We start from the raw sequence: 533 nt of genomic DNA on the forward strand, positions 1-533 counted from the left end.
CCGGATCAGGTCGACTACGTCATCATGGGACAGGTTCTCACCGCCGGAGCCGGCCAGATCCCGGCCCGCCAGGCAGCCGTCGCCGCCGGCATTCCGATGACCGTGCCGGCACTGACGATCAACAAGGTGTGTCTTTCCGGCGTCGATGCCATCGCGCTGGCCGATCAGCTCATTCGCGCAGGCGAGTTCGAGATCGTCGTCGCCGGCGGCCAGGAATCGATGACTCAGGCACCACACATGCTCGAGAAGTCGCGTGCCGGGTTCAAGTACGGCGACGTCACGATGCGCGATCACCTGGCGTACGACGGTTTGTACGACATCTTCACCGACCAGGCCATGGGCGCGCTCACCGAGCAGCGCAACCAGAGCGCCGAGGCCATCAGCCGTGAAGAGCAGGACACGTTCGCTGCCGCGTCGCATCAGAAAGCCGCTGCCGCCTGGAAGAACGGCGTATTCGACAACGAGGTTGTCGCCGTGTCGATCCCGCAGCGCAAGGGCGATCCGATCCAGTTCACGGAAGACGAAGGCATCCG

1 protein-coding gene is annotated in these 533 nt (G+C 64.4%); it reads left to right on the forward strand.

Annotation, left to right across the window (positions count from 1 at the left end):
- The coding region (locus tag O4220_RS27730; protein ID WP_269608751.1) for a beta-ketoacyl synthase N-terminal-like domain-containing protein at positions 1–533 on the forward strand (533 nt) is incomplete at both ends.

Origin of the sequence: Rhodococcus ruber (genome assembly GCF_027270735.1) — a bacterium.
Taxonomy (GTDB): domain Bacteria; phylum Actinomycetota; class Actinomycetes; order Mycobacteriales; family Mycobacteriaceae; genus Rhodococcoides; species Rhodococcoides rubrum_A.